The organism is Brevibacillus brevis (assembly GCF_001039275.2).
In the GTDB taxonomy this organism is placed as follows: domain Bacteria; phylum Bacillota; class Bacilli; order Brevibacillales; family Brevibacillaceae; genus Brevibacillus; species Brevibacillus brevis_C.
On the sequence record NZ_CP030117.1, the window covers coordinates 6,099,052 to 6,122,519 of the forward strand.

Annotated in this window: 20 protein-coding genes and 1 riboswitch; of the genes, 3 read left to right on the top strand and 17 right to left on the bottom strand. The window is 48.2% G+C overall.

Annotated features, from left to right (window positions below):
* Nucleotides 1-248: 248 nt before the first annotated feature.
* The 12 genes from AB432_RS28940 to AB432_RS28995 all read right to left on the bottom strand — a co-directional run bounded on the left by AB432_RS28940 (nucleotide 249) and on the right by AB432_RS28995 (nucleotide 14,492).
* On the bottom strand, nucleotides 249-1,106 hold the full coding sequence (locus AB432_RS28940) for a transporter substrate-binding domain-containing protein (protein WP_048035240.1): 858 nt from the start codon (nucleotides 1,104-1,106) through the stop codon (nucleotides 249-251).
* Nucleotides 1,107-1,222: 116 nt separating this feature from the next.
* Nucleotides 1,223-3,196 (bottom strand): methyl-accepting chemotaxis protein, encoded by a 1,974-nt coding sequence (locus AB432_RS28945; RefSeq protein ID WP_048035241.1) that lies wholly within the window; start codon nucleotides 3,194-3,196, stop codon nucleotides 1,223-1,225.
* A gap of 71 nt (nucleotides 3,197-3,267) precedes the next feature.
* A riboswitch (cyclic di-GMP riboswitch) is annotated at nucleotides 3,268-3,368 on the bottom strand.
* A 139-nt stretch (nucleotides 3,369-3,507) separates the two neighbouring features.
* The gene (locus tag AB432_RS28950; RefSeq protein ID WP_048035242.1) at nucleotides 3,508-5,136 is read right to left on the bottom strand and encodes a formate--tetrahydrofolate ligase; all 1,629 of its coding nucleotides are present in this window, start codon (nucleotides 5,134-5,136) and stop codon (nucleotides 3,508-3,510) included.
* Nucleotides 5,137-5,283: 147 nt separating this feature from the next.
* A complete protein-coding gene (locus tag AB432_RS28955; protein ID WP_048035243.1) occupies nucleotides 5,284-6,648 on the bottom strand; it encodes an FAD-binding oxidoreductase in 1,365 nt (454 codons plus the stop codon).
* 16 nt (nucleotides 6,649-6,664) lie between these two features.
* A complete protein-coding gene (locus tag AB432_RS28960; protein WP_048035244.1) occupies nucleotides 6,665-7,939 on the bottom strand; it encodes a TRAP transporter large permease in 1,275 nt (424 codons plus the stop codon).
* Nucleotides 7,940-7,946: 7 nt separating this feature from the next.
* Complete coding sequence (locus AB432_RS28965; protein ID WP_048035245.1) at nucleotides 7,947-8,414, bottom strand: TRAP transporter small permease; 468 nt, start codon at nucleotides 8,412-8,414, stop codon at nucleotides 7,947-7,949.
* A gap of 64 nt (nucleotides 8,415-8,478) precedes the next feature.
* Nucleotides 8,479-9,528 (bottom strand): TRAP transporter substrate-binding protein, encoded by a 1,050-nt coding sequence (locus tag AB432_RS28970; RefSeq protein ID WP_048035246.1) that lies wholly within the window; start codon nucleotides 9,526-9,528, stop codon nucleotides 8,479-8,481.
* 62 nt (nucleotides 9,529-9,590) lie between these two features.
* A complete protein-coding gene (locus tag AB432_RS28975; RefSeq protein ID WP_048035247.1) occupies nucleotides 9,591-10,361 on the bottom strand; it encodes an SDR family oxidoreductase in 771 nt (256 codons plus the stop codon).
* A complete protein-coding gene (locus AB432_RS28980) occupies nucleotides 10,358-11,782 on the bottom strand; it encodes an aldehyde dehydrogenase family protein (RefSeq protein ID WP_048035248.1) in 1,425 nt (474 codons plus the stop codon). Before AB432_RS28980 ends, AB432_RS28975 begins: the two co-directional genes overlap by 4 nt.
* Before the next feature lie 20 nt (nucleotides 11,783-11,802).
* On the bottom strand, nucleotides 11,803-12,879 hold the full coding sequence (locus tag AB432_RS28985) for a tartrate dehydrogenase (protein WP_048035249.1): 1,077 nt from the start codon (nucleotides 12,877-12,879) through the stop codon (nucleotides 11,803-11,805).
* 476 nt (nucleotides 12,880-13,355) lie between these two features.
* A complete protein-coding gene (locus tag AB432_RS28990; protein WP_048035250.1) occupies nucleotides 13,356-13,586 on the bottom strand; it encodes a hypothetical protein in 231 nt (76 codons plus the stop codon).
* A gap of 60 nt (nucleotides 13,587-13,646) precedes the next feature.
* A complete protein-coding gene (locus AB432_RS28995) occupies nucleotides 13,647-14,492 on the bottom strand; it encodes a DUF6973 domain-containing protein (protein WP_048035251.1) in 846 nt (281 codons plus the stop codon).
* 236 nt (nucleotides 14,493-14,728) lie between these two features.
* Between AB432_RS28995 and AB432_RS29000 the strand changes: the two genes are divergently transcribed.
* A complete protein-coding gene (locus tag AB432_RS29000) occupies nucleotides 14,729-16,003 on the top strand; it encodes a helix-turn-helix domain-containing protein (protein WP_082196019.1) in 1,275 nt (424 codons plus the stop codon).
* A 503-nt stretch (nucleotides 16,004-16,506) separates the two neighbouring features.
* Here the strand turns inward: AB432_RS29000 and AB432_RS29005 are convergent.
* From AB432_RS29005 to AB432_RS29015, 3 genes are all read right to left on the bottom strand, one after another.
* Nucleotides 16,507-18,234, bottom strand: coding sequence for a sigma-54-dependent Fis family transcriptional regulator (locus tag AB432_RS29005; protein ID WP_048035995.1), 1,728 nt, complete (start codon nucleotides 18,232-18,234; stop codon nucleotides 16,507-16,509).
* A 105-nt stretch (nucleotides 18,235-18,339) separates the two neighbouring features.
* A complete protein-coding gene (locus AB432_RS29010) occupies nucleotides 18,340-18,729 on the bottom strand; it encodes a hypothetical protein (protein ID WP_048035252.1) in 390 nt (129 codons plus the stop codon).
* Between the two features lie 8 nt (nucleotides 18,730-18,737).
* Nucleotides 18,738-18,938 (bottom strand): helix-turn-helix transcriptional regulator, encoded by a 201-nt coding sequence (locus AB432_RS29015; RefSeq protein ID WP_048035253.1) that lies wholly within the window; start codon nucleotides 18,936-18,938, stop codon nucleotides 18,738-18,740.
* 296 nt (nucleotides 18,939-19,234) lie between these two features.
* On the opposite strand from AB432_RS29015, the gene adh reads away from it, so the two are divergent.
* Both adh and AB432_RS29025 read left to right on the top strand, forming a co-directional pair.
* Entirely contained in the window at nucleotides 19,235-20,755 is a 1,521-nt protein-coding gene (adh, locus tag AB432_RS29020; RefSeq protein WP_048035254.1) for an aldehyde dehydrogenase, read from the top strand.
* 3 nt (nucleotides 20,756-20,758) lie between these two features.
* Nucleotides 20,759-21,100, top strand: a complete 342-nt coding sequence (locus AB432_RS29025) for a DUF779 domain-containing protein (protein WP_048035255.1) — start codon at nucleotides 20,759-20,761, stop codon at nucleotides 21,098-21,100.
* A 58-nt stretch (nucleotides 21,101-21,158) separates the two neighbouring features.
* Here the strand turns inward: AB432_RS29025 and AB432_RS29030 are convergent, their stop codons facing one another.
* Together AB432_RS29030 and AB432_RS29035 are read right to left on the bottom strand one after the other, a co-directional pair.
* Nucleotides 21,159-22,772: a DEAD/DEAH box helicase gene (locus AB432_RS29030; protein WP_048035256.1), complete on the bottom strand. Its 1,614-nt coding sequence runs from the start codon at nucleotides 22,770-22,772 to the stop codon at nucleotides 21,159-21,161.
* Nucleotides 22,773-22,790: 18 nt separating this feature from the next.
* Nucleotides 22,791-23,411 carry a class I SAM-dependent methyltransferase gene (locus AB432_RS29035; protein ID WP_201265947.1) on the bottom strand — a complete coding sequence of 207 codons (621 nt, stop codon included), beginning with the start codon at nucleotides 23,409-23,411 and terminating at the stop codon, nucleotides 22,791-22,793.
* Between the last annotated feature and the right edge of the window lie 57 nt (nucleotides 23,412-23,468).

Below are 23,468 nucleotides of genomic sequence, written 5' to 3' on the forward strand. Positions count from 1 at the left end.
GTCAGTCTCCTTTATCAATACCTTCATCTATAAAATTCTCAAAAAAAAGGGCACTATTCCTTACGATCCGGAACATGCCCTTTTATCCCCGATTGTACGTAGCACCCTAAAGAACATAGCTGTAATCGTACCATGCAATGCCTGAAAAAGCAAACTGCTTATATACCTAAATTGCCTGATTTTGTGCTGCAACCGTTTGTAAAAAATAACAAAGCAGCCCAGAATCAGGCTGCTTGTCTGTTATTGAATTATTTTACCCATTTGTTGTACAGCTCATCAAACTTCCCTTGCAGTTTCATCTCGTCCATCCACAGATCCAGGTAGTTAGCGAAGATGCTGTCTCCACGGTGAATCATGTACGCTTTTTCACTCTTGGTGAACGGGTTGTCAGTCAGAGCGGCATACAGGCGGGAGTCTGCTTTGGAATATACAATCGCTTCCAGCGTATCCGTGATCATCACATCATACTTACCGCTTGCTACCAGACCAGGAATGTCGAGGTTGTTTTGTTCAACAGTCACAGTTGCTTTTGTCAGGTGCTCACGAACGAATTTTTCGTTGGTGCCTCCTGGATTCACACCAATGCGCACCTCTGGCTTGTTGATATCTGCTACACTCTTGTACTTGTCCTTGTCTTCTGCACGGATGAGCGGAGCTTTACCGAACATAATATAAGGATCGCTCATGTGTGCTTTTTTCTGGCGGTCTGTGTTGCGCGTTACGCCCCCGACAGCAATATCGAATTTATTTGCCAAAAGATCGTCCATCAACGTCGGCCATGATGTTTGGACAAAACGCGCCTCTACTCCCAAGCTTTTTGCGAATTCTTTCATCGCGTCGATATCGTAACCTTCGAATTGGTTCGTTTTTGGATTCAAATATGTAAACGGTTTGTAGTCACCTGGAGTACCTACGAGGATATAGCCTCTCGCAATGATTTCGTCCAATCGGGACTCAAACTTCTTCGCTTGCGGTTTTTTAGCAGCTTCAGCAGCTACAGTTTGGACAGGCTTAACCGCTGTTGCGGCAAAAGCACCTGTTCCTGATGTCATGAGCATAGTTGCAGCGAGTGTGCTCGCCAAGATTGTTTTTGTGAATTTTTTCATCTGGGTTCTCCTCCTGTTAAACGGTAATGAATTTAGTTATCAGACACAAACTCCATCATCCCCCAATGGCATCCCCCCTTTCAAAGAAGAGGACTTACAACCTGTTGAGCTGCCTCCTACACAGTAAACCTGCCGATTCCTTGCTGTAATTCTTCTGCCACTGCATTCAAACGCTCGACAGACTGGCCAATTTCCTGGATGGCTTGAAGCTGCTCTTCCGTTGCCTTTGCCACTGTTTGCGCGTCGAGTGAAGCATGTTTTGCAATGTTATGCATTTCATCTACAGAAGCACTCACCTGTTGGGAGCCTGCTGACATTTGTTCAGATGCTGCGGATACTTCCAAAATGTGCGCGGCAACGTTACGGGAAGACTCCAGAATATGCCCGAAGATTTCGCGAACCTCTTCGACCAGTTGAATACCATGCTGTGCGTTTTGGTTGCCCGCGGTCATGACCTCTACCGCGTGACGAGTATCCTGCTGGATTTCTCCGATCAGCATCGCGATTTTGGATGCGGATTCTTCGGATTGATTCGCCAGCTTTTTCACCTCTCCGGCAACGACAGCAAACCCACGTCCATGCTCGCCTGCACGGGCTGCCTCAATCGAAGCGTTCAAAGCAAGCAAATTGATTTGCGAGGTCAACTGACTGATCGTATCGAGAATACCTTCGATTTCTTTGGAGCGATTGTTGAGCTGCTCGATGGCTACTGTCGCCTTCGATGTTCCCTCGCCAATGCTTCCCATCTGGAGCACTGCTTGCTCTACCACAGCAGTACCTTGCTCTGCCTGCTCTGTTGCTACCTGGGCAGCCTCTGAAACATGTGCAGACGTCTCCGCGATTTTCACGATGCCTGCTGCCATGTCATTCATAGACAACGCGACATCCTGCGAGCTGGTGGCCTGCGCCTCTGCTCCCTCAGAAATCTGTGCGATAGACATGCCGATTTGGTTGATGTTTTCCGTCGCTTGTTTAATGCCTTCGGATACTTCCTGACTAAAACGCTGTACTTGATCAGACGACAGAGATACGTCTTCGATCAAATTTTTCAAGTGCGATACCGTCTGGTTAAAGTCACGTGACAGAATGGCAATCTCGTCTTTTCCGTCAACCGTTACGGTCTCTTTCAGGTTCCCCTGCGCCACTACATTTACTGCGTGATTCAGACGCTCAATTGGTTTCACCATGCGTACAGCCAAGAAATAAACGAGGACAACCCCAATTGCCAACACGATGAGGGAAATCACCAGCAATCGAACTGACAGTTGATCAACAGGCGCATGCAGCTCTGCTACAGGTGCAGTGATGTATATGCCCCAGTTCAAACTGGTAGGAGCATAGGAAGCAAATCGCTCTGTATTCTCGTCTATATATTGGGCGATTCCATGATTCCCTTGCTTGATTTCTTCAAAGGCAGTCTGAAGCTCAAGAATACCCGTGTCGAGAATCGATTCCTTCAGAATGTACTCGCTATTCGGATGATAAATAAATGTTCCTGTTTTGCTTACTAAAAAGGCGTAGCCAAATTCACCGAACTTCTCCTCGGACACCTTTTTCTGAATTTCATTGATAGGAATCGTAGAACCGATATAACCGTATTGACGATTGTCCTTCATCAATGGAACGACAAGGGTCACGATGTTATTCCCTGTCCGCTTCGAAATGACTGGCTCGGAGACAACAACCTTTCCTTCCCCTTTACTCGCTTCCTTAATATGCGGACGATCCGAGATGTCGGTCACTTCTCCCATGAAATTGATCACTTTCTTACCGCTTAAGTCATGCGAAAAGAAGAACGTCTCAAACTGGGGGTTTTTCTTTTGGGCTGCTTGAATGAGTTTCAGGTCGTATTCGACATTTTGATCTGCCGACATCAACCCTCCCACCGCTCTTACAATCTCAATTTTTTCTTGAAAGAAACCATCGATACGAATCGAGAGATTGCTAGCTGACAACTCAGCTTCTTTGTCCAGACTGTCTGCCAAAAGATTGGAAGCACTCCAATAACTGGCACCGCAAACCGTACCCAAACTAATAACCAACAGCAGGCACAAAACGATAATTAGCTTATTCTTCAAACTATTTTTCATACCGAATCCCTCTCCCTTCTCTTTTTTCAACAAAAAAAAGACTGCCCACCGACAGCCCATTATGACTACGGTATGGCAACCCGGCTGTCCTAGCTGCGAAAGTCATTTGACTTTCGTCCTTAGACCCGTGGCTTTGCGTCCCTGCCTTTCAGCAGGTTTGCCTTTGTCATTCCTTGTTGTTTTTTCAATTTAAGTCCACTTTTTTTTCAATCTCACCTTTCTTTTCCCATAACTTTCCGCCAATAAACCTCAAAAACACAAAAAAGCTGACAACCTTTTACAGTTGTCAGCTTTTTGTCAAACTTTTTTGATTAGCTTAATCCGATCACTTGCCCATCCTTGTCTACATATAACGATTCCGCGGCCGGCTTTTTCGGGAGGCCTGGCATCGTAACCAAGCTTCCGGTCAGTGCGACGATAAAACCAGCTCCTGCTGATATACGCACTTCACTCACTTGAATCGTGAAGTCAACAGGTGCTCCCAGCAGATCGGCGCGATCCGTAAAGGAGTAAGGTGTTTTCGCCATGCACACAGGCAGATGGGACATGCCCATTTCTTCTACCTTTTGCATCGTTTTCAATGCAAGGGGCGAAAAGACAACCCCTGATCCACGGTATACTTCTTTCACGACAGTCTCAATCTTGTCTTTAATGCTGAGGTCTTCTTCATACAAGAATCGGAAGGAGGAAGGCCGCTCTGCTGCACGGGTCACTTTTTCAGCCAGCTCGACACCGCCAGCTCCTCCTTCTGCCCACACTTTAGAAAGGGCTGCCTCAGCTCCAGCCGCTTGGCATAACGCAATTACGGCATCGACCTCTGCCTGGGTATCTGTCGCAAAATGATTGATCGCCACCACTGCTGGCACACCGAACTTTTGCAGGTTTTCCAGATGGCGCTTGACGTTTTCGAAGCCTTTTTCCAGAGCAGACAAGTTCTCCACTGCGAGGTCAGGTACTTTTACCCCGCCGTTGTATTTCAACGAACGGACCGTAATGACCACGACAGCAGCCGATGGAGTCAGGCCTGCTTTTCTGCACTTGATGTCAAAAAACTTCTCTGCTCCCAGATCCGCACCAAAGCCCGCCTCTGTTACGACGTAATCTGCCAGCTTCAAGGCCATCTTGGTTCCGATCACGCTGCTGCACCCATGCGCGATATTGGCAAAAGGTCCGCCGTGAATGATGACAGGAGTTCCTTCGATTGTCTGTACGAGATTAGGCTTGATAGCTTCCTTCAAGAGAACGCACATCGCATCGACCGCGTTGATTTCTTCTGCCCGTACAGGCTGATCATGGAAATCGTAGCCAATAATGATATGGTTCAACCGCTCGCGCAAGTCTGCCAGATTCTCACTCAAGCATAAAATCGCCATGATTTCCGACGCGGTCGTAATCATGAAGCCATCCTCACGCGTCATTCCATTGCCGTCACCCAGACCAACCACGATGTTACGCAGTGCGCGGTCGTTCATGTCCATAGCCCGTTTCCAGACGATTTTATTTGGATTGAGCCCGCGCGGATTGCCATGGAAAATATGATTGTCGATCATCGCCGCCAACAAGTTATGTGCAGCTGTAATCGCATGAATGTCCCCTGTAAAATGCAGGTTAATTTCATCAGCCGGGAGAATTTGTGCTTGGCCGCTTCCGGTTGCTCCTCCTTTGATCCCCATGCAAGGACCCAAGGACGGCTCGCGAAGCGCTGCAATTGTTTTCTTCCCGAGATAATTTAATGCTTGTGACAGACCAATTGTCGTGAGCGTCTTGCCTGCTCCCGCCGGGTTAGGGTTCATCGCTGTAACAAGAATCAGTTTGCCATCAGGGCGATTCTTCACTTGCTCCCATAGCTCATCTGATAGTTTGGCCTTATACTTTCCGTATAGCTCCAAATGCTGTTCTTCGATACCTGCACTCTTGGCAATTTCAACAATAGACTTCATACTTGCCTCCCTGCCACACCAGAATGTAATGCACCAGTTACCAATCTTCTACATTCTGCATCAGCATCCTTTCTCCTTTCCTCTTCGACACATTACGCAAAAGAAAAAGCCCACATTCCGACAAATGTTCAGAATGCAGGCTCTCTGTTACTTCCCGAAAATTTTTCCCGGATTCAAAATGCCATTCGGGTCCAGCACATGCTTCATGGCTTGCATGACGTCCAGTGCTTCTCCGTGCTCCTTGCGCTGATATTTGATTTTCCCTACACCCACACCGTGCTCTCCGGTGCAGGTTCCTCCCCGACACAATGCGTATTCCACCAGATGGGCATTTACTTCCTCGGCACGCGCCACTTCTTCGGGGTCATTCAGGTCGATCATCAGGATAGCGTGATAGTTCCCATCCCCGACATGCCCTGCAATCGCTCCATCCAGTCCAGCGCGGTCAATGGCTTGCCGCGCGTCCACAACAGCTCCTGCCAGCTCGGAAATTGGCAAGCAAACATCTGTCACCATCAGCTTTTTCCCGGGGGATTTGTGCAGGAAGGCATACGCCAGGTTATGACGAGCGTCCCAGAGCTGCGTCCGCGCCTTCGAATCGGTTTCAAAAAGGAACTGCGTGCAGCCATGTCCAGCGGCGATGTTCTGCGCAAAGTCGATATCATACGCAAGCCCTTGTTCACTGCCGTGGAACTCGATAAACAGCGTTGGTGCTTCCGGGTAGCTCGTTTCTTTGTACAGATTCACTTGTTGGATAGAGCGTTCATCAACCAGCTCGATTCGCGCTACTTGAATACCCGCTCCGAGAATATCCACGACGGTATCGACGGCATCCTGCACAGAAGGGAAGCTGGCACGTGCCGCCGTTGTCGCCTCAGGGATGCCGTAAACACGCAAGGTCAGCTCCGTGAATACACCAAGCGTTCCCTCCGACCCGACAAATAGCCCGGTAAGATGGTAGCCTGAGGAGGATTTGGCTGTCATACTCCCTGTACGGATGATACGTCCATCCGCCGTCACCACTTCCAGATCGCGAACCTGATCACGCATCACGCCATAGCGGACAGAGGTCGTTCCACTGGCATTTGTAGCGGCCATCCCACCCAAAGTCGCGTCCGATCCCGGATCGACGGAAAAAAACAATCCGTGCTTTTTCAATTCTTTATTGAGCTGGGTGCGCGTCACACCAGGCTGAACTCTCACGAGAAAATCCTTCGGTCGCACCTCCAGCACTTGGTTCATCTGGGAAAAATCCATGCTAATTCCGCCCGCATAAGGAATCGCGTGGCCTTCCAGACTGGTCCCCATGCCAAACGGCGTTACCGCAATGCGCTTTTCGTTGGCCAGCTTCATGATTTGACTGACTTCCTCTGCCGTCTGCGGAAACACCACCACATCCGGAAGATGCGGAGTATGATACGATTCATCATGACTGTGGTGCTCCAGTATAGTGGGGTTGGTCGATACTCGTTCTTCCCCCAGCAATCCCACTAACGCCTGCTTGTAATCCACGTTGGTTCCCCCTCCGTTACTTGCTCAAGTTGACAAGGAATAAGCTGATTTCAGGAATATAGGTGATGAGCAGCAAGTCGACGATCATGATGACCAAAAACGGGATCACCGCTCGCTCAATCTCCGTATTCTGGAGCTTCGCAATATTTCCTGCTACCAACAAATTGATCCCAACCGGTGGAGTCAGCATACCGATCGCGGAGTTGACGACCATGATCACCCCGAATAGCACCGGATCGATGCCCAGAGAATTCGTGATCGGCAACAGGATCGGCGTCAGGAGAATGATCGTAACCGCCGTTTCCATAAACGTCCCCAAAATGAGCAGCAAGATGTTAATAATGAGCAACGTAATGATCGTGCTGTCGGTAATCCCCAGCATGAATTGCGCGATTTCCTGCGGAATGTTTTCCCTCGTCATCAGGTAACCAAATGCATTGGCGGTCGCAATAATAAGCATAATGACTGCTGTCATGCTGGCAGAGCCCGCGAATATTTCCCCCAAGTCCTTCCACTTGATCTCCCGGTAGACGAAAAGCCCGACAACTAGGCCGTAAATTACGGCTACCACTGCCGCTTCTGTCGGAGTAAAGATGGCTCCGTATATACCACCAAGAATAATGATCGGCATGAGAATCGCCAAAATGGCGTCCTTGAATGCCTCCCATATCTCTTTGGGTGTATGCTTCTCTCCGCCACCCCAGCCGTTTTTCTTACTAATCCAATACGAGTACAGAATCAGTGAGATCGCTACGAGAATACCCGGTCCAATCCCGGCAATAAACAAGTCGCTAATCGAGGCACTCGCTGCTACCCCGTACAAAACCATCGGCACGCTCGGAGGAATCATGACACCGATCGTTCCCCCTGTTGCATGCAAGGCCGCTGAAAACCGGATATTATACCCTTTTTTGACCATGTGAGGGATCAAAATTCCCCCTACGGCTGCCGTTGTTGCAGCAGAAGAACCCGATATCGCTGCAAAAAAAGTACAACCCATAACCGCCACGATTGCCAATCCTCCAGGCAGGTTCCCGACAATCGTATTCGCAAAACGAATCAGCCTAGCCGAGATTCCGCCTGTTTCCATCAGCTTTCCTGCCAGAAGAAAGAACGGGATCGCCATCAACGGGAAGGAGTCTGTCCCGTTGAACATTTTCTGAATGACAACCAGTAGAGGGATGTTTCCCTCCAGCATAAACACGACAACGACAGATAACCCCAGTGCCACCCCAATCGGTACGTTTAAGATCAGGAGCACCAACAGTGTTACAAACAAAATCGTACCCACAATCTGGTCACTCCTTCCCGGTTATGTCTTTCCATGTCACATGGATCACGTTCATGATGAGTAAGGCACCGCTGATCGGAATCACCATGTATACATAGCCCATGGGAACGAGCAGAGTGGGTGAGGTTTGTGTCATACTTCTCGCAGATAACAAGTAGCCTTGCTGAACCATGACGAGAAAGAAAACCAGGCTACACAAAGCGGCAATAACCAGCACCACCTTGTTCATACGAGGGGACAAGTACTTTTGAATGTATTCCGTACCGATGTGTGCTTTGATCGACATCGCGTACGCTGATCCCAGAAATGTAATCCAGATTAGCAAATACCGAGCCAATTCCTCCGTCCATGCCAAGGGCTGGTCGAGCAAAAAACGGAAAAGCACCTGCAAGAAGACAGCGATCACCATAATAGCCAGAAGGGCAATGATGAAAAAACGAAGGATGCTGTTTATTTTGGAAACAAGGTTGCCCACACACAATCTCCTTTCGCAGGAAAAAGGGGAGAAAAGCCAGAGTGGCTCGTCTCCCTTCTGCCGTTTATTTTGTATTTACAATTTGATCCACCAGCTCTTTGCCAAACTGCCCGGAAAATTTGTCATAGACAGGCTTCATCGCATCCCGGAAAGCTTGCTTATCCACGTCCTCGGTAATGACTACACCTTTTGCTTTAATAGTGGAAATGGCCTCTTCTTCCATCTTGATCATCAACTCGCGCTCGTACTGACCCGCTTTCTTGGCTTCCTCGGCAAGAAGTTGCTGAACATCTGCCGGGAGCTTATCCCATACAGGTTTGCTGAACAAGATCATCGCCGCTGAATAAACATGCCCGGTCAAGGCCATTTGTGTTTGCTTGGATTCATACAGCTTGTAGGTCTGTGCGACAATCGCCGGATTTTCCTGGGCATCGACCACTCCTTGTTGCAGCGCCGTCAGGGCCTCAGTCCAAGCCATTGGGGTCGGCTTCGCTCCCAAAGCTTCGAATGCTGCCAGATGGATCGGGTTTTCCTGCGTGCGTATCTTCAACCCTGCCACATCCTCCGGCTTCTTGATTACCTTCGAGCCGTTCGTAATGTGGCGGAAGCCGTTTTCAGCCCAAGCCAGACCAACCAGATTGGCGTTTTCCAAATCCTTGAGGATGTCCTGCCCGACTTGTCCGTCGAGTACCTTGTATGCCTGCTCACGGCTGTCAAACAAGAACGGGAGATCCAGCACGCCCAGCTTTGGATGGAAGTTCATCACGGGCGCAGTCGAGGTAATCGACATATCCGCCGTTCCAAAGGTCAGCGCCTCTGTCAATTCACGTTCCGCTCCTAGCTGGCTCAGTGGATACACCTCGATTTTCACTTTTCCGTTCGAGCGCTTGTCGACATCCTCGGCCATTTTTTTCAATGCCAAATGGTATGGATGATCCTCCGTCAGTGAATGCCCTGCTTTGAATACATAGCTTTGTCCGTCACTTTTCGGTGCTTCAGTCCCCCCGGCTTGTCCCGCAGGCGGGGCAGTCTGTTGACCGCCTCCGCACCCAGCCAGAAATAAAGACACAGACATGATGCTCGCTAGCACGAAGCTCCCCTTCTTCCGAAACATGCGATAGTACCCCCTGTTGATTCTTTTGTTTTTTAAATAATATGAAAATTTAGTTCATTTTACTAGATCCCTCTTCCACCGTCTACATTCATGACCTCGCCCGTGACAATTTTGGATAGATCAGAAGCCAAATAAAGGGCCGCCTGCGCGATATCCTCCGGCTGAATCAACATGCCCAATGGTACACTGCTGATGAAAATATCTTTTTTCCCGGCCTCTACTTCCGCTTCATCTCCATTGATAAACTTACCCAGCATCGGTGTCTCTGCCGGCCCTGGATTGATGACATTGACCCTGATTTGAAAAGGAGCGAGCTCAATCGCCAGTGCCTTGCTCAACATGATAGCGGCCCCCTTGGACGCGCAGTACGCATTCAACCCCGGACGAGCGCGAATCCCGGCAATCGAAGCGATGTTGATGATGCTGCCTTTGCCCTTCTCCTTCATGTGAGGCACCGCATGCCTTGTCGTCAAAAAGATCGACTTCGTGTTCACAGACATGATCCGATCCCACTGCTCCAAGGTCAGCTCCTCAATAGGGGTAAACGCTTGGGGAACACCCGCGCAGTTGACCAGGACATCGATCGAGCCGTACACTTCGAGCGTTTCCTTTACGAGTGCAGCAACACTCGTATCGTCTGCCACATCTGTTTGTACTGCATGACCTTTTCCTTGTGGCAGCTCTTGAGCGACCGCTACTGCCGCCTCCTTGTTCAAATCAGCCAGGATGACGTTGGCTCCCTCGTCCGCAAAAAGCTTCGCAATAGCCTTGCCCATTCCTGACGCTGCCCCTGTTACCATCGCCGTTTTTCCTTGCAAAAGTTGCCCATTCATAGGTTGATCACCACCATTCGCTCTTCCGTCATCTCTTCGACTGCGTAACGCGGACCTTCCTTGCCCAGTCCGCTGTTTTTGATTCCGCCGTATGGCATGACGTCATTGCGATAGGTCGATACGTCGTTGATCACCACGCCACCGTACTCCAGCACGCGTGCTGCTTTCATCGCAACGTTCAAATCACGGGTAAAAATCCCCGCCTGCAAGCCGTACTCCGAATCGTTGGCTTGTGCAAACGCGTCATCAAGATCATTGTATGGAATAATCGTGACGACGGGCGCGAACACTTCCCGGCAAACCACCTTCATCTCTGGCCTTGTATCCACCAACACAGTGGGATAGAAGAGAGCTCCCTCCCGTTTGACAGGCAAGAGCGATCTGGCCCCTTGGCTAATTGCTTCCTGTACCCATTCCTCGGTACGACTCGCTTCTTTTTCACTGATCATCGGTCCGACATCCGTGTCCGGATCTTCCGGGTTCCCTACCTTCAACTGATTTACATGCCAGATATACAAGTCACTGAACGCTTGCATAACCGATTCATGCACGTAAATGCGCTGGACAGCAATGCACGCTTGACCTGCATTGTGAAAGCTGCGGGCGGCTGTTTGACGGGCTGCCAGCTCCAAATCTGCATCGAGGTGCACGATATTGGGAGAGTTGTTGCCCAGCTCCAGCGCAACAGGACGCATGCCACTTCGCTCCTTGATGCGGCGACCGACTTCTCCTGACCCGGTAAAGGTGTACATGGCGATGCGCTCTTCATCCAGCAGCCATTCCCCTACCTGACTGCCTGCCCCTGTCACGATATTTACATAGCCTTTTGGCAAGCCCGCTTCCTCCAGGATCTCCACCAGCAGAAAGGTTGCGATAGGCGTGACTGTAGCTGGTTTAACCACCAGCGTATTTCCTGCGGCTAGCGCTGGCGCGATCTTGTGCGTGCTGAGCAGCAAGGGATAGTTAAACGGCGTAATAGCACCGATTACTCCCTTTGGCACCCGAATGGTAAAGCCCAGACGGTTTTCCGAGCCTTCCGTTGCTTGCAGCGGAATCATTTCCCCGTGAATTTTCTTGGCTTCCTCTGCCGACAAGCGCAGTGTATTGATCGTCCGATCCAGCTCATTCATCGCGTCCTTGCGCGTTTTGCCCACTTCGCGAATCAAGGATCGCTCCATCTCGTCCCGGCGCTCCTCCATTAGCTCAGAGGCTTTTAGCAAGATTTTGTATCGTTGAAAAGGAGTTAATTTGTCCGCCTTAAACGTCTCCCACGAAGCTTCCACCGCTTCTGTTACATGCTGTTGCTCTGCCTTGGCAATACGCGCGATGCACGCGCCCGTATATTTGTGAAGGACGGGAATGTAGCTCTCGGTTTTCACCCATTCTCCACCGATGTACAAATCATACGCTCTCGCTTCCATGTCCTCTTCCTCCCTTATATTTATCTCGTTGTTTGATAGATGTGGCGAACGATTTCGTCTCCCAATTCTATTGTTGTCGCCGTCCCCCCAAGATCAGGAGTGAGCACCTTGCCATCTTGCAACACGTTTTCGATGGCGTTCATGATGACAGCACTGAGCTCTGGCAGATCGAGATGATCCATCATCATGGCGATGCTCCATACTTGTGCGATCGGATTGGCGATACCTTTCCCCGCGATATCTGGCGCAGAGCCGTGAATGGGCTCAAACATGGATGGATACTTGCGCTCCGGATTGATGTTCGCGGAAGGGGCCAAACCCAAACCACCGACGATCGCCGCTCCGAGATCGGTCAAAATGTCTCCAAACAGGTTGCTCGCGACAACGACGTCAAACGTTTCTGGTCGCGTGATGAAATAGGCAGCGAGTGCGTCGATATGATACAGATTGGTCTGGATACCTGGGTATTCCTGACTGACTTCCTTGACGATCTCATCCCAGAAAGGCATGGAATGGTTGATGCCGTTGGACTTCGTCGCTGCGGTCACGCTCTTTTTCGAACGCTTTTCCGCCAGTGCGTAAGCGTATTTGAGGATGCGCTCTGTGCCGTACCGGGTAAATACATTGTTTTGCACCGCCATTTCGTACGGTGTACCCTGGTGCATGCGCCCGCCCATATTGGAGTATTCACCCTCTGTATTCTCCCGCACCACGACGAAATCGAGATCGGCATGCCCCTTATAGCGAAGGGGACTTTCCAGACCTTTAAGCAGCTTGACCGGGCGAAGGTTCACATACTGCTGGAATGCACGGCGAATCGGCAAGATCAACTCCCACACAGAGACATGGTCCGGAACCTCGGGCGCACCAATTGCACCAAGCAGAATCAAATCATAGTTTTTTAAAATAGGGAGTCCATTCTCCGGCATCATTTTGCCGTGTTGGAGATAGTAGCTACAGTTCCAATCCATGACATCACGAGCAAACCGAATGCCGCCGTGACTCTCTTCTATGGCTCCCAACACTTTCAGGCCTTCTTCCATGACCTCGGGACCGATTCCGTCTCCTGGAATTACTGCAATGGAATAGTGAAGCAACAGTCTCCCTCCTAAAAATCTAAATTTTTCGACTTTATGAAACGTTATTCACTTGCATGATTAATGCCAAGCTCCGTATCATACCCCTGACCGGATAAAAGTCTGCCATCCGTTCCTCTCCATGCCTCACTCGTCTGGTGACATTGCAAAACAACGCAACAAAATGTTGCAACACGCATTGCAACATTTGTTCACGACAGCTATACCGTTTCATCCATTATCGGGTACAGCCGAGATACATGCAAAAATGGGTCATAGTCTTACTTTTATTTCCAAATGATGATTTTATCGAATTCTCCTGCCATGCCACAAACTGCATTCGAAAAATGACAATTGCTGTAAGCTTGCGACCCAAAATTACTCGTATCTCGGCTGTACCCCTAGATGTGCTACGGCTTTCCTTTGATGGAAAAGAAACAGCAACCATTCATAAATCCGGTTGCTGTTGTTTCTCTCATTTTGGTTACTCAACATAACTATGTACAACATTGTGCTACTTTCAATTCATCACTTCTTCTTATCCATAAAGATCCGTCTTCTTTGATCATATAATCTATTTTATTACTCTTTAAAGCTTCTATCTGTTCTGAGGATGCTCCATCAGAAAATCTGTAGTAATCATTTCCAGTCCCCACATATAAAAATCCAAATACTAGCACCACAACTATTGTTGTTACAGCCAAAGACACGATTAATTTATTCTTCATAAATATCACCTTCTTTCAAAAAGGAGAATCAGGAATGATTATTCCTGATTCTCTTTTTTCTTACGTAATAGGGGGAAGATCTTGATCTGCATAATCCTCTTCTTTACCTGTAAATCTCTCTAGTGTCCAGGTACTCTCTTTTTTGTTTGGTTTATTTATTTTTTTAAGCTTTCCGCTTTTGTATAACTCATCAATCGCAATTTTAACGTCTGAACGACTGCTATCACTGTCTATCCCCTCTTGTGCTGCTTTGTATCGTCCTTCTTCATTATTGTGCATATCCATTTTATATGTTAAAGATTTTTTGTTTTGATAGGAAGCACCATCTTCGTGTGCACTCGTCCACTTTTCTGCCCAACTATCATTCACTGCCCATACTATCCACATATTCCATAACGCATGTCGAAAAGCATCTGATTCTTCATCAGTACCATTTCTACCGAAAGCTAATTCTGTATAATTCCATGCCCCTTTCCCTGCCATAAGAGCTTTAAATCCTTTTGACGGCGATTGATCATACAATGCCTGCTCTTTTGGATTCAGTGTAACTACTCCATCAGCATAATCATAGAAATCATCCCAATCACCATCAGAGCTTGAAGCCAGGTTCTTTATATTTTTGTTATCCTTGTTGTATATTTCGCACAGTTCCAAAAAATGTTCATTAATTTCATCTTCAGTCGCTTTTGGGTGATCCTTTTCATATTGAGTCAACTCTTCTAAAATTATTTCTGAAAATCTAAAGTCAACTTTCTCATAAGATTTTTCGTATTTCTTTTTCTCCTCGGCAATACTTTCAGCGATTTTCTCTGTACTTTTAGCAGATGCTGGCGTCAAGACTGACACTGGAGCAACTAATAATGAGAACACGACAAAAGGCACTAATACTCTTTTAAATTTCTTCATAGCTTCTCTATCCCTCTTTTCATGTTTCTACATCTTTACGCTTCTGACTATAATGGGCATTGCCCGTTGTGAAAGCTCCTCCTTAATGGATTATCCAAATTGTAACATGATTTCTAGAAATTACCTTACTTCCTTTTTATAGAAAATATAGAAAAACTGGAAAAATTATTTTCTCGATAGAATTACGTGTTATATTAGTATCCATAAAAAGGAAATTGCATTGGGGGTTAATAGCTGTGGTTGTGGCGGAAATGAGATCGTCGTTTGGCTGCGTTTTGAAAAGGTATCGAGAAGAGGCGGGGCTGACTTTAGCGGAGTTATCTATAAAAACAGACATATCCTCTGGCACGATCAGTAAGATCGAAACAGACTCTCTCACTTTGCCAAATATGCGGAATGTAATTCGATTAGCTGAAACGCTAGATATATCTTTGTACGAGGCGGTTATGCCATATTTAGATAAGATTAAAAGGACTAAAACGTTTGAATTATTGCTGGAAACGGCGATCAATCAGGGGAATGCCGTTCTTACACAAAAAATCGCATCTAAGCTATTAGAATGCCCTAAGAGCAACACGTTTCTTTCGTTAGATTATCTTTATCAATTGGCGGGAAACATGGAAAATATAGAATTTCGATTTTTAATATATGGTGTGATTTCTCAGTATTCGCGCGAACATGGTATTCCTGTATTTTTAGCCAGGTCGTTATATCAGAAATATCTTATTCAACGTGATAGCTTTAAAAAATTGGACGAGTCGTATATAGAAGGTATGGAGTTATTGCACTATATTTCGTATCTACACGTGGATGAAAGGGTTATGACTTACTATAAGTTGGGTTCGCATGCGTTATTTCGGGGATGTCATGAAGAGTGCATTCATCTATGTAAGAAAGGTATTAATGAAGATCATAAGCGAGATGAGCTGACAGCAAAAGCGTACCTAGCTATTATCATCGCTTACATTGAGTTAAGGGACTATATTCTGGCTAAAGTATATTTGGATGCGTATGAACAATTAGATTGTTTAAATGTACAGAAAGAATCTCAATATCTTCGAGCTATATTATACGCAAAGACTACGGATGATATTGAAAAGGCAGTACCATTATTATTAGATTGCTTGCACATGCGCCCGCAAAACGAAAAGTTACCAGTGGTAAATGATCTGCTGGATATTTATATAAGATTAGGTGATGAGTTGGGGGTCGTAGATATTTTTCGGTCAGAATCGTCATTTTTGCCGACTAACGTTGGTACACCGAACCAATGTACTCATCTAGGTTTATATTTTCGCGCAAAAGGGAATTTTTACATTGAAAAAGGCGATTTAGATATGGGGTGTGCCAGTTTATTAGAAAGTGCTATGTATTATAAGAAAATGATGAAATTGGAAGAAGCGATTAAAAGCATTGGGTATATATTTGAGTACTATACAGCTAACAAGGAAAATTTACCTTTCGGCATACTCCAAAAAATGGAAATATTGTATACTGTACATAATACCTAAACCCGCAAGGGGGTGATACTCGTGAAAAAGTTGATGATGTCTTTATGTATTTTATCCGCGTTATTTGTCGTACCAGTTGGGGTAGATACGTTAAGTAAAGAACCTCCGATTGCAAAACACTATCCTGACCCATGGTAAGCCAATTTGCTCCCGACTCCGGTCGGGTTTTTTTGTGTTCAAAGGGGTAGCGCCAACAGTTTGACCGATTTATACGCTTAGCATTAGCGGACATGTATTTTCATCGTTCCTGATGACCTTAGCGGACGTAACTGGCCGTTTTCTGGCATGCTGATGAACGATAATGATGCTTAGCGGTCATTCGCTTAGAGTAAGAGAAATCGGCTTTTTATACGGCTTAACGTCTTTAGCTATATTTCCGTTAAAATGTTGGCGGTCGCCCTCAAAAAACATGCTTTTTAAAATTGCTCCAAATAGATGCAATCACCATTTTTTGTAAGTGTATGACCCAGAATTACTTGTATCTCGGATGTACCCCATTATGACTATTCCTGATTAATCGCTGCCCCAATCTGGTATTCTTCTATTTTGCGATACAAGGTATTGCGTCCGATTTGCAGCATTTTGGCCGCCCTGCTGACATTACCGCCACTTTTTTCGAGGGCCTTTTTGATCGCTTTTCTCTCTGTTTCACGCAACGAAGGAATGGCATGATCCGAAGACTCAGGCGTATCGGCTTCCATCAATCCCTCTAGCTGGATGTGATCGCAATCAATAGTGTCCCCCTCTGCCAAGAACACCGCTTGAATCAGCACGCCTTGCAGTTCCCGGATATTGCCCGGCCACGAATAAGCACACAGCTTGTCCTGTGCCTCAGTGGTTAGCATGTACGGTTGTTCTGTGTCGATCTGCTGCAATAGATGCTCCGCCACCTGGATGATATCACTGCGCTTTTTCAATGACGGCAAATGAATGGAGACCCCTTTGAGCCGGTAGTACAGGTCAGCCCGAAAACGTCCCGCTTTGATCTCCTCTGACAGGTTTCGATGCGTAGCAGCAATGATCCGCGCATAAATGGGGCGGGATTGATTGCTCCCCACCGGAGTGACGACCTTTTCCTGCAAAACGCGCAGAAGTGCCGCTTGCGCACGCAAAGACATATCCCCGATCTCATCCAAAAAGATCGTGCCTTTTTTCGCCGCTTCAAACTTTCCGATTCTTCCTTCCCGATGTGCCCCTGTGAATGACCCGCTTTCATATCCAAATAATTCGCTCTCGATCAAATTTTCTGGAATTGAACTGCAGTTCACTGCGATAAAAGGCTCATGCGCGCGCGGACCTGTCTCGTGGACCATTTGAGCAAACAGCTCTTTTCCCGTACCGCTTTCCCCCAAAATGATCACAGGAAAATCTACCTGCGCTGCCTTTTGTCCGAGCATTTTTGCCTGCAAGAAGAGCGGGCATGAACCAGCTAAACGCGGAAACGGCTTCAGCTTTTCTTTGGGTGCCGCAGACCAAAAACGCGGGCGATGATCTTTCACATGACGACCAGCACGCTCTTGCTCCGCACTGACTCTTGTTCCCAAGGCTTCCTTTCCAAGCTGCTGCTGCGCGACCTCATTTAGGCCCACGATACGCTCGTCCCGATCCAAGCCGACGAGTGCCAGCTTTCCTCGACTATCTCCTGGGCGTGATAAAGTTGGTAAGGCAATCACGCGCTCCGCATCTGCTAACAAAAAGCGGTTTTGCAGAGCCTCTGCGATCATGCAAGCAATGGTTAGGGCAAACGGATGGGAATATTCTTTACGCGTACTAATGTCAATGATGCCCAACAGCTCACCCGCAGGTGAAAAAATAGGTGCCGCTGAGCATGTAAGAAAGCGATTTTCCAAGAAGTAGTGTTGCTCTCCCTGTACCTGAATCGGCTGCTGTGCGATCAGTGCTGTCCCAATCGCATTGGTTCCTTTATAGTCTTCTGTCCAGTTCGCTCCGATTTGTAACTGTACTTTTTGTGCCTGGTTGGCGAAGACCGGGTCCCCGATCGTTTGAATAATATTTCCTTCCCGGTCAGACAAGAGTGCGATGTGCTCTGTCGATAACAAAAAGGGAGCAAGCTTGTTAAAAAGCGGGAGACTTTCACGAATCAGAGGGTGATTATCCTGAATGATTTCTTTGATTCGTCGGGCAGAAATGATTTGATCATTGGCCTTCTCCGTAACCTTGAGGTTCGATTCCTGACAGCGCTTCCAAGATTGCTGAACAATCGTCGACAACACGATTCCCTCCCCCAAAAATCATTCCTTCTCAGTATAGCATGAGAGTCTTTGCTATAGAAAAACCAGTCGAACCACGAGCACATTTGTCCGACTGGCTGCTATTTATCTGAACTTCCGCGAATAGAAAAATTCCGTAATCGGCGCCACAATGAACGTCAAACCGACGACGACTGCCAACGGAATATTTTGAATGTCATTGAGTGCAGTAACCCCTTCCGACAGAAACAGGACCGCAGCAGACAGCACCATAAGCGCATAGTACCCGATTCTCGCACTTTGCGTCTTGATATGCTTGTCTAATTCGTCATTTTCACTGTATTTCCCGCCCTCGTAGTCTCCCCATGTGATCGAGTTCAACAAGTATGACAGTGCAATGCAACCGAAAATGATCGTGCTTACATCCAGCAACTCATAACGAACCCACCGATAGCCTCCGTGCCCTGCGATCGCTAACAATAGGATGGATGAAACAATCACGTTGAACTTTTTCATAGCTTCTCTCACTCCTTACTGTATGGTTGAAACAGCTCGTCAATCGTTACCCCTAAATTCCTCGCCAAATCAAACGCCAATTGCAGGCTCGGATCGTATTTGTTGTTCTCTATCGCATTGATGGTCTGTCTGCTAACATTACACAGCTCAGCCAACCTGCCTTGCGAGATGTTCCCTATTTCTCGAAATTCCTTTATTCGATTTTTCATGGAGTTGTTCACCTTCCATTTATAGGTGGGTGTAAAAAACCTTTTACACCAAAACTATAGGGCACGACAACAAGATGTGTCAAACATATTTTACACCCCTAGCCGTCATCGGTCATTTTCCGACAGCTACCCACTCTTTTGTCCCAATACGGAACACAACATGATCCATTATGGAACAATTTCTCCACTCATCCACTCCAGAAAACGCTGTCATTTCGAGCTTTTTCACGTTGGTACGAGACTTGCTTTTAGAGAGGGCTGTAAAGAAATATGTGATAAATGAGGAGGCGCTCGCAATGATCTATGCTCAGCCCGGCCAAGTCGGTTCCAAGGTGACTTTCAAAAATCGTTATGAAAACTACATCGGGGGTAATTGGGTTCCGCCAGTGAAAGGTGAGTATTTCGAAAACGCATCACCTGTAACAGGCAAGGTCTTTTGCGAGGTAGCCCGTTCGACAGCCGAAGATATTGAACTAGCACTGGACGCTGCCCATGAGGCAAAAGACGCGTGGGGTCGTACCTCTGTTGCACAGCGCGCCAATATTTTGTTAAAAATCGCGGATCGGATGGAAGCAAATCTGGAGATGCTGGCAAACGCAGAGACGTGGGAGAACGGCAAGCCTGTTCGTGAAACACTCGCGGCCGACATCCCGCTGGCAATTGACCATTTCCGTTACTTCGCCGGAGCCATCCGCGCTCAAGAAAGTACACTCGCTGAAATCGATAACGATACGGTCGCTTACCATTTCCATGAGCCACTCGGTGTCGTTGGTCAAATTATTCCGTGGAACTTCCCGCTCCTCATGGCTACATGGAAGCTGGCTCCAGCCTTGGCTGCGGGAAACTGCGTCGTCCTCAAGCCAGCAGAGCAAACACCTGCATCCATCATGGTGCTGATGGAGCTGATCGGCGACCTGCTCCCGCCTGGCGTCGTCAACGTTGTAAACGGCTTCGGTCTGGAAGCGGGTAAACCTCTCGCTTCAAGCAACCGCATCGCGAAAATCGCTTTTACAGGTGAAACGACGACAGGACGCTTGATCATGCAATACGCTTCCCAAAATATCATTCCAGTGACGCTGGAGCTGGGCGGAAAATCGCCAAACATCTTCTTCCCGGATGTGGCTGCAAAAGACGATGCCTTCTTTAACAAAGCAATTGAAGGATTCGTACTGTTTGCGCTCAACCAAGGCGAGGTTTGCACATGCCCATCCCGTGCGCTCATTCACGAAAGCATTTACGATCAATTCATGGAGCGTGCCCTGCAACGGGTAGCCAATATCAAGCAAGGAAATCCGCTCGATACAGATACGATGATCGGCGCACAAGCTTCCTTGGAGCAGGTAGAAAAAATCCTCTCCTACCTGGATATCGGCAAACAAGAAGGAGCCGAATGCCTGATTGGCGGCGCTCGTGCACAGCTTGCAGGTGATCTCGAGGGCGGCTACTACATCCAGCCAACTGTCTTTAAAGGCCACAACAAGATGCGCATCTTCCAGGAAGAAATCTTCGGTCCGGTCGTTTCCGTAACGACCTTCCAGGATACAGAAGAAGCGCTCGCCATGGCAAATGATACGCTGTATGGCTTGGGTGCTGGAGTATGGACACGCGACACAAACACAGCTTACCGCATGGGCCGCGAAATCCAGGCTGGTCGCGTCTGGACCAACTGCTACCACGCTTACCCGGCTCACGCAGCATTTGGCGGCTACAAAATGTCCGGTATCGGCCGCGAGAATCACAAAATGATGCTGTCTCACTACCAACAAACGAAAAACCTGCTGGTCAGCTACAGCGACCAAGCTCTGGGCTTCTTTTGATCCATGAGCCAGCCAGAAAAAGTGCTCGCGACAGATGCTGCACTGGCATTAATTGAACGGCTTCGCGCCAAACACGGTGACCTGATGTTTCACCAGTCAGGGGGCTGCTGCGATGGCAGTTCCCCCATGTGTTACCCGCTCGGAGAATTTCTCGTGGGTGCGCAGGACGTCCTGTTGGGGGAGATCGGAGGCTGCCCGTTCTACATGGGCAAAGCGCAGTATGAGTATTGGAAGCATACGCAGCTCATCATTGACGTCGTGAATGGGCGTGGCGGAATGTTTTCGCTGGAAGGACCTGAGGGGGTACGCTTCCTCACACGTTCACGGGTATTTCCCGAATCATAAAAAAGGAAGACCGCTCCCGCCTTTCGTTGGCTGGAACGGTCTTTTTTTGCTTGGATTGCTATCTGGATTTTTTGCGAGAAGTACGATTTGCAGGAGCAGAGCTTGTCCTTTTGCCTGGTTTTGCATTCGGACGGGCTGAACTGCGTTGTGCAGGTACTGGCTTCTTGCTAGAGCCGCTAGACTTGCGATCAAAACCACTTGCTGCACGGTTTCCTTCCTTCGGCTTACGTCCAGTACCGCCTGCTGCTCGGTTACTGTCCTTCGGCTTGCGATCAAAACCGCCTGCTGCTCGGTCACGTTCCTTCGGCTTGCGATCGAAACCGCCTGCTGCTCGGTCACGTTCCTTCGGCTTGCGCTCAAAACCGCCGCTCTTTTGTTGACGCCCTTCCCCATCTCTTCGGCGTTCCCCAGAGCCTTGCTTGCTTCGCTCAGACGGCTTCCCTTTGCCTCTACCTTGCTTGTCCCCGCGACGCTCATCCTTCCCGGATCGATCAGCCTCAGACCTTTGCTGTCGTGTCTGTTTCTTTTGATCGCCCGGTTCCCCACGATCCATTTCACGCCGCTCCAGAGACAGATTGATCCCTTCTTCAATCTCCCTGAGTTGCCCCCAATCCTTCCCCGCCACCAGCGTGAACGCCGTTCCTTTTTCCTTGGCTCGTCCCGTTCGACCGATCCGGTGTATATAGCTGTCTACATCTTCTGGAATGTCGTAATTGAAAACGTGCGTAACTCCCTCTACATCAAGCCCGCGCGCTGCCACATCAGTTGCGACCAAGTACTGAATCCTGGCTTCGCGGAAACGCTTCATGACATCCTCGCGCTTCGCCTGTGACAAATCGCCGTGCAGCTCGTCAGACATATAGTCTAAACCTTGCAACGCAGCATTCAACTTACTCGCTCTGCGCTTCGTCCGGCAAAAGATCACCGCGAGAAACGGACGTTCTTCATCCAAGAGACTGCACAGCGTGGCTTGCTTCGCACGGTCTGTCGTTTCCACCACGATTTGGCGAATATCGTCTAGCGTGATGCGTTTGCCCTGAACTTTGATATTTTCTGGCTTTTGCATAAAGCGCTTTGCAAGTGATTGCACCTGTTCCGACATGGTGGCCGAAAACAGCATGATCTGCTTTTCGAAAGGTGTTTTGGCCATAATATCCTCTACCTCGGGCAAAAACCCCATGTGCAGCATTTGATCCGCCTCATCCAGGACAAACATCGATACCTGCGATAAATCGATCGTCCCTCTGCGCAGATGGTCCAACAAACGCCCCGGCGTAGCGATGACTACTTGTATTTTTCCAGCCAGCTTTCTCAGTTGCTGATTGACATCTTGTCCACCATAAACAGCAAGCACATGCACGTCATCCAGCATCGCTACAAGCTTCTTCACCTCTGCTGTAATTTGCAGGGCAAGCTCTCGCGTAGGCGTCAAAATCAATGCCTGAACATGCGCTGCTTCCGGATCAACCTTTTCCAAGATCGGCAAAATAAATGCAAGTGTCTTTCCCGTTCCCGTCTGCGCTTGCGAGATTACATCTTTTCCTTCGAGTACGACAGGGATTGCTTGTTCCTGAATCGGTGTCGGTTCCGTAATCCCGTTCTCTTGCAGGGCATGTATCAATTCCTTGCGAATTCCCAATCTCCAAAAATCAGCCAGTTTCGCCATCTCCATTCATCAATCGATCCGTTATTATTTCGTACATACTGCCATGCCGATAAAGTACCGTACGCCATCTCGGGGTGTTTTTTCAAACGTAACGCCTCTCTGATAGTACATATCCACGTCAGAATAGCGTACAAACAGCTCCGCGAACTCTTCCGGCGTTAGCTGATGAACATGGAAGGGCTCACTCGTCTGCATGCCCCGCCCTCTGCCAAATGGACTGGACAGCACAAGCGTACCACCTGGCTTCAGCATCCGGTACAAGTTATCCATAAACAGCAAATCGTCTGCGACATGCTCAATAGTCTCAAAGCTCAAAATCGTATCAAACAATCCCAATTGCTCGGGAAGCGCCGGATCAAGCGCGTCACCCTGCTGATACGTAATCTTTTGATGGTTGTATTCCCGATTGGCGTAAAATATCGTCGCCTCATCGTTGTCGACTCCGATCATTTCCGTCAGCTCTCGTTTTCGATCCTTTGCGATCATATGACATCCGTAGCCGGTACCGCAAGCGATATCCAGCACTCGACCTTTTACATAAGGAGCGGCAAAATAATATCTGGCTATATGCTCCATCAGCATGCCATTCGTAGGTTTTAACAGCTTGGGGATGATTCTCTCCCCTGTCCATTCCAGCAAAGCCATCACCAATTTTCTCGTATTCTTTCTCACATCTTACCTTATTTATCGGCTCGATCCTAT